Origin of the sequence: Citrobacter sp. RHBSTW-00524, from assembly GCF_013747755.1 — a bacterium.
Lineage (GTDB): Bacteria > Pseudomonadota > Gammaproteobacteria > Enterobacterales > Enterobacteriaceae > Citrobacter > Citrobacter braakii.
The window spans coordinates 761,347-774,379 of the sequence record NZ_CP056421.1 but is presented as its reverse complement, the minus strand read 5'-3'; the positions used below and the strand labels follow the sequence as shown (position 1 = coordinate 774,379).

Below are 13,033 nucleotides of genomic sequence, written 5' to 3'. Positions count from 1 at the left end.
GGCACCACTATTTAAAGAACCCAGCCTATGGCTGGGTTTTTGCTTTCTGGGGTTCCGGTAGATTTCAGGTCGCGCTGGCGGCAGATGTTACCCCCCTGCATCTGCCATCCAACATGAACATTTCTCTTAAGTAGCCACCAATCCCTCTGGTTGCTGTAGGCCCATCTGCCAGAATTCAAATTCCCAATAGACACTATTTCCATCATGCGTCATGGCTAATGAATTCATTGAAACAAGTCTGTACCCGGTCTTTGTCCGGTCTGAAGTAAAGCGAGAACCACAAACCTTGAGCCTAATGCCCAACCTTTTCCAACAATCCCTCTATATCACACTGAACGCTTTTCACCCCAATTGATTTAGCTTTAGTCATCTTTTGGGTATTATGCCTGCGATATCAATATGATTCATAAGGGATTATGGCTACGGGATACTTTCTGTATCATCTGGATAAAACCAGATGCGGGGGGCGAATTCTTTCCGGTGCGTCTGACACCGATTATGAAATCGGCGGCATTGTACGGCAGCAGGTCCGGGAGGGAGACCCGGTGACTTGCGGGAAGCATGAGGGGCTTTTCCGCGTCTGTGGCGGCATGGGAGACACCTACGAAGTCGGCGGTGTCCTGAAAGAGTGGGCGGGTTCGCTGGATAGTTACAGCTCCTGCCCCTGCCGGGCCCGGTTCGTTCCGACAGTATTTTCACACTATTATGAAAGTGATTGTAATGCCGGTCGCGTGGCCGAGCGGGAAGCCAAACAGGCTGAGGCTTCTGCTGAACTGGTCGGGAGCGGAGCACAGGGGGAAGGGTCTGATGGCGTGAAACTGGCCCCTGTACCAGTTTTTGCCAAATCTTGCCTGCGTGGGGCCGGATGTACCGATTCCGGAACCGAGGATGAGCCACAGGCAAACTTTGCTGCGATGAGCATTTACCAGTCACTGCCTGCTTCTCCGCCCCCAGAGTCATCCTCAACTGCAACCAGCAATGAGCCAGAACAGCACGCTCAGGCGGCGAAGAAGACAAAGACCGCCTCCGGGCTGACTGATGCCGTGCCGGAGAGGAAAAAATCCCTGTTTGATAAAGTAACGGGATTCTTCTTTGGTGAAGCGGAAGCAATGCCACTTCCCCCGCCTCCGATTGTTATGGGCGGTTCAGCCGAAGCAGGAATGGCTGCTTCGGCAGGAGGGGCTACAACAAAAGCGAATCAGGACGCAGCTAAGGCATTAATGTACCAGATGAAACACCTGTCCGGGCCAGCGGTATGGGAAAACCGGTTTGAACTGAATTTACCGTTCGTGGTCATGGGGGCAGTACTGCACTCAATGCTGAAAGGCGAAAAGTCTGACCTGCTGACAGCGGAGAAACTGCTCGCGGTAGCCCAAAGCGGCGGTACGGTACCAACACGGGTACGCTATAACTGGGTGGAAGACCCGGAAACCGGGCGGCTGAAAGCCGTGGGCTATCACACCAGCCCGGAAAGTGGGCGTGATCAGCTGAAAGTCAGGCTAATGGAAAAGCGATTTGACGGGAAATACCGCTTTTGGGGTGATGGACTGGGCGGAAAGGTACAAATAACATGGACACCAGCCGATGCTCCGGGCAACACAGATGCCAGTGGGTGGAACACCGGGAACCAAAGCCCACAGGCAGGAACGGTAGCAATTCCGGGGCTTGAACACCCTGACATTCAGAGCGTGACCATCACCACCACGCCACCGCCAGAGGAAAAGGACTTCCGGGACTATATTCTGGTGTTTCCGGGCAACGTCCATCCGCCGATTTACATCTATCTCAGCAAGCCTCCAGTGGAACTGCTGGAAGTTGACTTATATAGCAACTTCACAGGTAGAGCACGAAACGGTACTCATGCTGATCACATGCCCTCAGCCGCAGCAGTACGGGCCTACTTACGACGTGAATTCCCAGACGCAAAACCTGCCGAAATTGACCGTATGGCGAAAGACGTTGCGTCTATCATCATTCCTGCTGATATTCACCAAAAACTTAGTGCCACTTATGGCGGCAGAAATAGTCCTACGCAAATACAGCAAGACTCCAGAGATTTGCGAGCGGCTGTAGAACGCGACATTGAGCCCATACGCACTGAGCTTAAACAGCGTGGCGTAACAGATAGCCAAATCGATGAAGCAAAAGCTAAGATGCATCAATTAAATCAGGAACAGGGATTATACTAATGACCGTTAATGTCGAAGCATTGATTCGCTACTTAGGTAAGCCATATCAGGAAATTTTTGATGCCGGATTGATTCCCTACAAGACCAAGCCGACAGGCTACCCGGGAGATCCTGATCTAACGTTAAGCATGATGAATGAAGGAATTTACTTAGCCTTTAAGCGAGAAGGTACAACGCTTATTTCAATTGAGCTTTTTTTACAGAATGAGAAGAAAACAAACTATAAATTTCCTAATGAGCTGCCATCCCCACTACAACCTGAGATGGTGCGATCTTGGGTGCATTCACAATTCGGACCTCCTGACAGATTCTTGCCTCCCCGGAAACGGTTACGCCAAGAGATTGGCTACACAGATTTGTTCACAGTAACGGATTTTCATATTCCGATCAGTATGCAAGTCGATTACGACTTGCAGGAGCGAGTCAAAGAGGTGGCATTCATAGCAACATCTGAGCTCCGCTGGTAATGGTCATAACAGCACCTTTTGAATCGCCACAGGTTTAACAGACACCTCGGAGTCATTTAAAATGGCTTATAGAGAGGTGCACATGAGCAGTAAGCGTTATCCTGAAGAGTTTAAAATTGAAGCAGTCAAACAGGTTGTTGATCGTGGACATTCTGTTTCCAGTGTCGCAACACGTCTCGATATCACTACCCACAGTCTTTATGCCTGGATAAAGAAATACGGGCCGGACTCTTCCACCAACAGAGAGCAGTCAGATGCTCAGGTTGAGATCCGCCGACTCCAGAAGGAGCTGAAGCGGGTTACTGATGAACGGGACATATTAAAAAAAGCCGCTGTAGATTCAATCTGTCAATGCAACACCCCTTTCAATTATCTCTTTCGGTGTTTTGAACTTCAGTGTCTTTCTCGGTCTGTTGTTTAGCTGAGCAGCAACCAGATCTAGTTCATGTTGAGTATATTGGGCAAGACATGTCTTTTTAGGAAAGTACTGCCGAATTAGCCCATTTGTGTTCTCATTTGTTCCCCGCTGCCAAGGACTCTGAGGATCGCAGAAGTAAACTTTAACGCCGGTGCTGACAGTAAATTCTAGATGTCTGGCCAGTTCCATTCCTCTGTCCCATGTCAGTGATTTTCTGAGTTCTGACGGTAAACTCAGGAATTTGTCGGTAAGAGCCTGATTTACTGAGACAGAATCTTTGCCCCTGAGTCTAAGGATGATCGTATAACGTGATTTTCGGTCTACAAGTGTGGCTATATGAGAGTTTTTTGTACCTGAGACTAAATCGCCCTCCCAATGCCCCAGAGAGCGTCTGTTATCGATATTTCGGGAACGTTCGTGAATTGGTGTTCCGTTCACTATGTTAATCGTACCTCTTTCGCCTTTGCGGGTATGACGCCTGCCATGGCGAAGGCTATGCGACCGTCGCAGATGCTGTATATTCAGGTGGTGTAGCGCTTCACGGCTACGAAAGTACAGCGTTTTATAAATTGTCTCAGGTGATATTCGCAGCGTTTTTTGACGTGGTTTTGTTCGCCTTAACCATCCTGATATTTGCTCTGGAGACCATTTCATCTCCAGCTTTTCCAGAACAAGCTTTCGCAATGGTAAATTTTGATCCAGTAAGCACGGTTTTGGCCTTTTCGCCATTCTGTTGGCTCGGTTATTAGCATCAACAGCTTTGTAATAGCGTCTGCCCCGATTACGCTGAACTTCACGTGAGATCGTCGAAGGACTGCGATTCAGCGCAGTAGCTATCGCACGAATGCTCATTTTGGCTGACAAACCAGCTCGTATCTCCTCGCGCTCAGACAGTGTCAGGTGAGCTACAGCCCGCTTACGCTCATGGGGTTTTATGCCGCCAGTATCCCTTAACATAGTGAAGGTCGTTCCGGGTTTTGAACCCAGGATATTCGCTATTTCACTGAAGCCTGTTCCGTTCTTCCATAGTTCAAAAACAGAGGCTTTTTCCTCTGCTGTAAATGTTCGTCTCATTCAAAAAACCTCCGCAACCCCATGTTTTCACATAACTGTTGCGTTGACCAATTGAATCTACAGCGGCGTACTTCGTAAAGCTGTCCGACTGAGGTACGCCTTTATCCGTGACAACTCCTGTTGTTGGCCCGTTCGTCTACTCTGCCGGATTCTGAATGTTCATCCGAGTGGGTTTTACACCTGGCTTCAGCAGCCGCATTCACTACGGCTTCAGGCGGATCTCAGACTGACAGGACAAATCAAACAGTTCTGGCTGGAGTCCGGTTGCGTTTATGGCTATCGAAAAATCCATCTCGACCTGCGAGATAGCGGGCAACAATGTGGGATTAACCGGGTCTGGCGGCTGATGAAGCGTGCCGGGATAAAGGCTCAGGTCGGATATCGAAGCCCACAAGCGCGTAAAGGTGAAGTCAGTATCGTGACACCCAACAGGCTCCAGCGACAGTTCAACCCGGAAGCTCCGGATGAACGTTGGGTAACGGACATAACTTACAGTGTGCCCGGAGTTCAGGGCGGGCATGGATGCTTAAATGAACCGCGAGTCTGTCTGGAATATTGAACCGGTAACTCACGATGAGAAACCCAACAATCCCACCGGGTGTGACGGTGGAGAACCTGAGCGGCAGTGACCTGCGGCATGCCCGCAGGGTGATGTAACCCGCTGACAACGGGGATTGAGGCGAGATCACTAAGCCGAGATGATCCTCAAGGTTAAGTACTGAAAGGCTGAAGAACATGAACCCGTTAATCCGCCTCTGTGGGTTGAAAACGTCACCACGGCCTACGTGATCTGACAGGCCGTGCAGGAGGAACTGGCAGTGATACGTAAGCACTGCCGGTCGAAGGTGTTTTGACATGTATGCGAAACACCGGGGCAGCAGCGTCTATCACGCTTGCGTTGCTGACTTCTGCCAACTTGCGGCAAGCAAGGATAAAGAGTGCGACGGGCAGCCTCCTCAGTATGCCTGAGTCCAGGCAGGTAAACCGGGGAAGGTCAGCGACGGATGTTAAGGGGGCATGGCTCCGATGACGCGCTGGCTGGCGGAGCTTCCGTAGTAGTCCGCGATGGGGAAAGCCCATTACATGGCGAAGGGAAGCAGTTTGAATGTGTTTGCGACGTGAATTAACTGACCTAACGAGGTGAAGACCTTTGATAATCAGCGAAATGCAACGCAAGCTTGCCACATGGGCAGCCACCGATCCGTCCCTACGGATTCAACGGCTGCTGCGTCTGATAACACAACCAGAATGGCTGGCTGAAGCGGCGCGGATCACGCTTTCATCAAAGGGGGCGCATACCCCCGGCGTTGATGGCGTGAACAAAACAATGCTACAGGCCAGACTGGCTGTTGAGCTGCAAATCCTCAGGGATGAATTACTCTCAGGCCACTACCAGCCCTTGCCCGCCAGACGGGTTTACATCCCTAAAAGCAACGGCAAACTGCGACCACTGGGTATCCCCGCGTTGCGGGATCGTATTGTTCAGCGGGCCATGCTGATGGCGATGGAGCCGATATGGGAGAGTGATTTTCATACGCTCTCATATGGCTTCCGGCCTGAGCGCAGTGTCCACCACGCGATCCGCACGGTGAAATTACAGCTCACAGACTGCGGTGAAACCCGGGGACGCTGGGTGATTGAAGGCGACCTGTCCAGTTACTTCGACACCGTACATCATCGACTGCTGATGAAGGCTGTACGCCGCAGGATCAGTGACGCACGTTTCATGACTCTGCTGTGGAAAACCATCAAGGCGGGACATATCGATGTCGGTCTCTTTCGGGCGGCCAGTGAAGGTGTGCCACAGGGCGGTGTTATATCGCCGCTATTATCGAACATCATGCTGAATGAGTTCGATCAATACCTGCATGAGCGCTACCTGAGCGGGAAAGCCAGAAAAGATCGGTGGTACTGGAATAACAGTATCCAACGGGGCCGAAGTACGGCGGTCAGAGAAAACTGGCAGTGGAAACCCGCGGTGGCGTACTGCCGCTATGCCGATGATTTTGTCCTCATCGTCAAAGGCACCAAAGCACAGGCGGAAGCCATCAGGGAGGAGTGTCGGGGTGTGCTCGAAGGCAGTCTGAAACTCAGGCTGAACATGGATAAGACTAAAATCACCCATGTTAATGACGGCTTTATCTTTCTGGGGCACAGGATCATTCGCAAACGCAGTCGTTATGGCGAGATGCGAGTGGTCTCAACGATCCCGCAGGAGAAAGCCAGAAACTTCGCCGCATCGCTGACAGCACTGTTATCAGGCAACTACAGTGAAAGCAAAGTCGATATGGCTGAACAACTCAACCGAAAACTGAAAGGCTGGGCCATGTTCTATCAGTTCGTTGATTTTAAGGCCAAAGTCTTCAGTTATATCGACCGTGTCGTGTTCTGGAAGCTGGCTCACTGGCTGGCCCGCAAATACCGTACAGGTATCGCTTCCCTGATGAGGTGGTGGTGTAAATCACCGAAACCGGGTCAGAGCAAAACGTGGGTTTTATTTGGTAAAACCAATCACGGCAAGCTCAGCGGCGAAATACTGTACCGGTTGGTGGGGCAAGGCAAGAAGCTGTTCCGCTGGCGGCTACCCGAAGGTAATCCCTATCTGAGGACGGAGACCAGAAACACGTATACATCGCGCTTTACAGAAGTGGCAATGGCGTTCGCCAGCATTTAAATGGAGAGCCGGATGCGCTGAAAGGTGCACGTCCGGTTCGGGGAGGAGAGGCAGGGAAATAGTCCGACTACGCCCTGCCTCTTACTCTACTCCGAACCCACGAAGGCTGGCTGTATCTGGCCGTAGTTGTTGACCTGTTCTCGCGCAAAGTTATCGGCTGGTCAATGCCCCCCTGATGACAAAAGATATTGTTCTGAATGCGCTTTTGATGGCCGTGTGGCGACGTAATCCCCAAAAACAGGTGCTGGTTCATTCTGACCAAGGTAGTCAGTACACAAGCCAGGAGTGGCAGTCGTTCCTGAAATCACACGGTCTGGAGGGCAGTATGAGCCGTCGTGGTAACTGTCACGACAACGCAGTTGCAGAAAGCTTTTTCCAGCTAATGAAGCGTGAACGGATAAAGAAAAAGAGCTACGGAACACGGGAAGAAGCACGCAGCGATATTTTTGATTACATCGAAATGTTTTATAACAGTAAGCGTCGGCATGGTTCGAGTGATCAGATGCCACCGACGGAATATGAAAAACAATATTATCAACGGCTCGGAAGTGTCTAGATTATCCGTGGCGATTCATCCTGTATTTCGGGTTTCTTGTATGTATATCAGTCGGATGAACGTATTGCATTAGAGGAAGGGGGCAAAAATTTATTGGTCGCTGCATTATTTCCGCCCCCCCAAGAAAAAATAACTTTATTTCAGCCTACAATAGAACTCATATTAATTAGAGTAATTACCAAATGTATCACTTATATATTTTTCATAGTGATTATTTTGGCTAATTTATTTTATAACCTTGATATACTAAGACAAGAAATGATTAATAGTGAGTCATCCGTGCTAATCCACACACCAAAAAGGAGTTCAATACAGCGGTATAATCGGTATGAATTTCAATCCCAACGGGAGTGGAATGGGTTCTTTTTCTGGTGAACTCACAGAGTTGGATACTAATACTACATTTGATGTGCTGAGAATAATCCATTTCAATTATTTGATTGAGTAATATAGTTATTTTACATTATCAAATTTTGTTATTAAGAAAAATGTTAACGATTCGTCTGATGATCAGATGTTTAATCGACTGATGTTTGATTTGAACGCATCCGATCGTCGAATTCGAGTTGAAAGGGTGAAGGACAACGCTTTCCTTATCGAAAATACATTTAATCCGATTTCATTTGCACCGAAAGGTGATGAACTGGCAGTATAGGAACCGGAGGCATGAACAGAACTTCATGCCTAAAAACAAATAAATATTGGAATATAAACCTATATTTACATCACAACTCAACTAAATGTATTAATCGATAACCTTTTAGGGATATCGTTTGTATCAATCCTGAATTACTTAAGAGTTTTTTCCTTATGAGCATGAATGCTGATTATCTGGTGCCTGGTGAAACGTAATTCGGAATGAATATAATAAAAAAAGTTTACTAAAAAAGATGCAAAAGGCGAAATTAGTTTAGAAGTGAAAGCAATGAAATGGATGTTTCTTTAAATAACATTGAAAATCTTAATGAAACAATGCACCTTGCTAAAGGTCGTAAAGGACTTACTAACTTGAGTACCATATATCAAACGCTCAGCACATCTTCTGAAGCAGGATTGACAACAAGACAGATAGCAGATAATTGTGGACTATCCATTTACGTTACCCGGAACTGGTTAACAAAGCTAAATCAGGCTGGGTTGATATGTTGTCATCTTTTTGATGGAAAATCTTTATATTGGTCTATTGATTTGTAATGCTCTTTTCTATATCAATTGCGATAGTAGTTCGTACCTTTCATGAGAAAGGTATGCGTTCTAACATTTTCAATCCAGTTCTAATTAATTATTTTCCATCAACTCAATATATAACACCAATGATATATTTTAAATTTGATATAGATATTAGCTATATTACTAATGTATGTGTCTTATGCTTGAAAGTATATATAGCTCAAAGTCGGATGTAATGTCAGAATAAATGTTATTCATGTACTAAATGGGTATAAGTTATGAAAATAGTAGTATCAATAATGATAATTTTATGTTGTGTGTTTCTTCTCGCATCTAACTCAAAGGCAGTGATTATGGGTATGCCTTTACCTGACAGGTGCCCGAGTGGTTCAATCGAAGTTGCGAACTACAATACTGTATGTAAGCCGAACACACAAAATAGCTATTTTGGTGGAGCTACAACATGGTCTGGAAACAATGATTCACAGGCGACCATGTATGATGGTTTTGACTCCTATGTTCCATTTACTGGCAAATGGAGAATGGTTACTCACTTTTGCCCAGGAAAGGCAATCTGCAATTTGCAAAATGCAATTAGCCATTATGTAAGTTCTAAAGAAGTTGAATTGAATACAAGCAAAGGTATTTCTTCGCAAAGTCCTAACTTTGGGGGAGGGGCAGGGCCCTCACAATCTCAGGCCGGTACTGTATGCTTTACTTTTCAAGATGTACAAGGCAAACAGTGGGGCACTTCCGCAGACAGAACATGCCAAGATGCTACCCCGCTGCCCGAGGAACCTTCAATATGTTACATAAATTACAATAATAGTGATTTAAATGTTAGCATGGGTGATATTGAGCGAAGTGATATTACATCAAATCCCATGCTCGGGGCTGTCGGGAATATTAAAAAACAGCTAATAATTCTATGTAATGGCGAAGAAGCAAGTGTAACGTCTAGCACACAATTTAAGTTTACTCCCCTGTCAGTTGGAGGTAATCAAGTGATTCAGTCATCTCGCTCAGGCCTGGGCATCGCTTTATTTTATAATGGTAAAGCGGCAAGTACCACGGATATTATTAATGAGACATTTATGACTGGGAATAATGAGCGTAACATTGAATTTCAGATAGTACGAGACCCAAACATGAAACCTGAGGATATTCCTGCCGACGCATTTACAGCAAACGCTGTAATGATAATAACGATAGAGTAATATCATTCATTGTATTAAGCATAATATTTCAAAAGCATTCACTTTCCCAAATGAATGCTTTTTTGGTTCGGCAGCAGGAATGGAATTTAACATCGCCATACTGTAAACACACCCGTTTTAGTTCCACGCACTTCTTGAGATTTCCGTGTTTTTGGCCATCAGCCTGTATTCTTCCGCCCACTGCGCCGGTGCAGCGACACCAGTTCTGGCCCATTATCCATCCGCATCTTCAGCGGATATCGGGCTGATAAAAACACACTGTCCTGCTCAGCGATAAAGTCCTGCATGTCTGACGTAAGCTCATGCCAAATTGCACCGTCAGATAGCTGACGGGCTTGCACTTTATAGCTGGTTTTAAAACTTATTTTCGATGACGTCTTTCAACGCGCGGCATTCCAGACTGAGGTCGGCAAATATCTGTTTGAGACGCCGGTTCTCATCCTCAAGATCCTTTATCTTTTTAATATCAGAAGCCTCCAGGCCGCCGTATCTGGACTTCCATTTGTAGTAAGTGGCTTCAGAGATACCGGCCTCCCGGCAGACATCCTTAACAGTTCGTCCGGCTTCAACCGACTTAATCACGGCAATGATCTGATGCTCAGTAAAACGGGCTTTACGCATAGCAATCTACTTTGTTGGCAGATTGATTATGCCGGAGGATCTCTAAATGTGAATGGCACGATTATGCGGGATACTTACACATCGGCCCGTTGAACTCACAGTGATTACCGGTCTACAAGAGTGACGAAATGAGAGTTGTTCCTGTACCTAAATCCCAGGCTGCATTTGCAATAGGCAGATGAAACAGAATTATGACATGTAATAACAGGTATTACTTGATGATGGTTGTATCTAAAAAAGGGGGCAGAACAAGCGCCCCCATGAATTGCTGAATAACCTGACACAGGAAGAGTACAGGCTGATGACTTAAAGCCCGAATGTGTCAGAATTAACACGAGCGCGCTACATTTATTATACCAACATAAAAGAGCTAGCTAAATAATAGTAATACTTATCCCATCTAAGACCTCATTCGTGTATCCATACACTTTTTCTGGCAATGGGTCATTATAATGATCACATACGATCTGGACATAGAGTGTATATTTACCACTTGGAATATGTTCACTAACCTTCGAACTGATGGTGTTGGAAAAACTTTCATTTAAATAGATAAGTCCTTTTTCAGACCCTATTAAGTACTCATTAAAATCCTCATCTTTTAATTTAACATTGAACGTTACAATTTCCACACTTGGAAGATGCGAATATTCAATCATATATTGCGATGAAAATGTAACATCAAACTGTTCTAAATGATTGAATTCATTCTTACTCACTTCAATACTTTTAGTCAGGAACATAAAATCATAAGGATTCCGGTAAAATATATTGACTAGTGCTGGATTACTAACGGAAATATCTTCAGGCTTAACAATATATCGATTCTCATTATCGTCGAAATCACTATGCGTCAACCGTATTGAATATTCTGCAACAGGGTGTGACTGATCAACATTGAGTTGACCAGGGTTTATATTAAGGTCAATCTTAATTTCCCCCAGTTCTGTAACCCCATAACTTTTTTTATTACTCCTGATAATACGTCCGTTTACATCCAAATATTCAATGTAAAAATCGTAAAGCTTATTACCTTCAAAAACTATAGGTTGAATAACAACCTCAGATGGTGGGTAAGTTGCACCTGAATATAAAACATCTGGTAGTGGTATATTCTTTGATAAGGAAAAAAATTCACTATAATTTTCTTCTGATAAAATATAAACATCAGATTCAAATAAATCTAACTTCTCGAAAACGGGGAACACCTCTTCACTTTTTGTAGCAATAATAACTCTATAATTTTGTTCTACAGATATTTCATTGAAGTCGCCTTTAATTACAAATGGTGAGTTTTCACCATTATCTAAACGTACAATAGTACTACCTAGAGTTTTAATAATGTTAGTATTGATATCAGTAAGCAATAGGAAAAATTCTTTTTCCTCATCAATCTCACTATGTATTTTTATTTCTACTTCTATTTGACTTCCATAAGGAATAGTAGTGGGAATCACTACATCATTTACTAAATGTAATGTCTCACATACATGCCGATTAATCGTAACCTTTTCTTTTAAGATATTATTGCTACTATCCTTAAGCTTTTGCATCATACCATCTTTGCTAAGATACATTACTTCCACATATCTTTCGCCAAAAGATATATCAATCGGCATTTCAATAGGAATTATTAAACTAGACTCCTCACCTGATGCGAGGGAAATATTAACATTTTTGCTTATAACATTTCTTTTAAAATTATTTTTATCACAGGAAACTAAGTTCAAATGTCCCTCAAAACTAGTATCTGTAATATTTTTTATAACGACCTCAACAGAACTCGAAGATAGCTGGGTTAAAACATTATTAGTTACTAATAATTTTTCTGCTACCAACAACGGTTCAGATGATGGCCTAATGCCAAATATAATACACACTGGTTTACAACCCTGCATATCATTAGTTAAGTTATAGTAATAGCTACTGCCCCCCCCCCAGCCATAATTAAAAGAAAAAACACCATCCCCCATGTAACCATCACATACAGTTGAATGCCCTGGAATATCAACCAAAACAGGGAATCCCATTTGCAGGTTTTCTATAACGGCATCGTTTATAGTTGATTGTTGAATATAATCGGTATAGTTATTCGTCTCTTTGTATGAGATATATGATATGTCATCTTCATAGCTAAAGTTATCGACAAGCGCACTTATCTCTTCTAAAAAATCCAGTTGAGAGCTAGATGATAAACCAAAGCGCGTGTTGATTGCACATGCAACATGTCCAATCATAGTTGATATTGCATCTCGTGCTTCTTCTGATAGAGCCTTATCATCCATTAAATCCCAACGATACACATATCCATCAATATTAATTTGTGGATCTTCTGCCATAATACCATTAATCATCCCCTTACCTTTAGCTGGATAGGAATTAGCTCTCATTAATTGAGCAATAGCCAGAGCAGTACAACCAACTAAGTACGGTTTTACAAAGTTATTATACGGTGCCGATTGAATCCATTGGCTTGTTGTTAATGGTCCTATAAGATACTCTCTTTCTTTCACAGTTGCGCGTTTCATTTTCCATCCTCAATTTCAAAACAATTAATTAACACTTTATAGATTATTTAAATTTCTGACAGCAAATAATAAAAACCATAGACCTACAATGAATATCATTTTGACTTTATATTCTAAAA

The 13,033-nt window shown here is 44.5% G+C and carries 7 protein-coding genes and 4 pseudogenes; 8 read left to right on the top strand and 3 right to left on the bottom strand.

Going from position 1 to position 13,033, the window contains the following annotated elements; genetic code table 11:
- Positions 1-416: 416 nt before the first annotated feature.
- The 3 genes and pseudogenes from HV229_RS03750 to HV229_RS03740 form a co-directional block, all read left to right on the top strand.
- On the top strand, positions 417-2,189 hold the full coding sequence (locus tag HV229_RS03750; RefSeq protein WP_181546952.1) for an S-type pyocin domain-containing protein: 1,773 nt from the start codon (positions 417-419) through the stop codon (positions 2,187-2,189).
- The gene (locus HV229_RS03745; RefSeq protein WP_181546950.1) at positions 2,189-2,656 is read left to right on the top strand and encodes a DUF6392 family protein; all 468 of its coding nucleotides are present in this window, start codon (positions 2,189-2,191) and stop codon (positions 2,654-2,656) included. Before HV229_RS03750 ends, HV229_RS03745 begins: the two co-directional genes overlap by 1 nt.
- 82 nt (positions 2,657-2,738) lie before the next feature.
- Positions 2,739-2,984 (top strand): annotated as a pseudogene (locus HV229_RS03740) (transposase); the annotation flags it as partial.
- Between the two features lie 12 nt (positions 2,985-2,996).
- Here the strand turns inward: HV229_RS03740 and HV229_RS03735 are convergent.
- On the bottom strand, positions 2,997-4,148 hold the full coding sequence (locus tag HV229_RS03735; RefSeq protein WP_181546948.1) for an IS30-like element IS30 family transposase: 1,152 nt from the start codon (positions 4,146-4,148) through the stop codon (positions 2,997-2,999).
- 64 nt (positions 4,149-4,212) lie between these two features.
- Between HV229_RS03735 and HV229_RS03730 the strand changes: the two are divergent.
- The 5 genes and pseudogenes from HV229_RS03730 to HV229_RS03710 all read left to right on the top strand — a co-directional run.
- Positions 4,213-4,641, top strand: a pseudogene (locus HV229_RS03730) (IS3 family transposase); the annotation flags it as partial.
- Positions 4,642-5,313: 672 nt separating this feature from the next.
- Positions 5,314-6,822 carry a group II intron reverse transcriptase/maturase gene (ltrA, locus tag HV229_RS03725; protein ID WP_001189111.1) on the top strand — a complete coding sequence of 503 codons (1,509 nt, stop codon included), beginning with the start codon at positions 5,314-5,316 and terminating at the stop codon, positions 6,820-6,822.
- 80 nt (positions 6,823-6,902) lie between these two features.
- Positions 6,903-7,378 (top strand): annotated as a pseudogene (locus tag HV229_RS03720) (IS3 family transposase); the annotation flags it as partial.
- Between the two features lie 930 nt (positions 7,379-8,308).
- A complete protein-coding gene (locus HV229_RS03715; RefSeq protein ID WP_072058784.1) occupies positions 8,309-8,572 on the top strand; it encodes a FaeA/PapI family transcriptional regulator in 264 nt (87 codons plus the stop codon).
- Between the two features lie 254 nt (positions 8,573-8,826).
- Positions 8,827-9,765 (top strand): hypothetical protein, encoded by a 939-nt coding sequence (locus HV229_RS03710; protein ID WP_181546946.1) that lies wholly within the window; start codon positions 8,827-8,829, stop codon positions 9,763-9,765.
- Positions 9,766-10,003: 238 nt separating this feature from the next.
- On the opposite strand, the pseudogene HV229_RS03705 reads toward HV229_RS03710, so the two are convergent.
- Positions 10,004-10,386 (bottom strand): annotated as a pseudogene (locus tag HV229_RS03705) (transposase); the annotation flags it as partial.
- Positions 10,387-10,760: 374 nt separating this feature from the next.
- On the bottom strand, positions 10,761-12,914 hold the full coding sequence (locus HV229_RS03700; RefSeq protein ID WP_181546944.1) for a C10 family peptidase: 2,154 nt from the start codon (positions 12,912-12,914) through the stop codon (positions 10,761-10,763).
- Between the last annotated feature and the right edge of the window lie 119 nt (positions 12,915-13,033).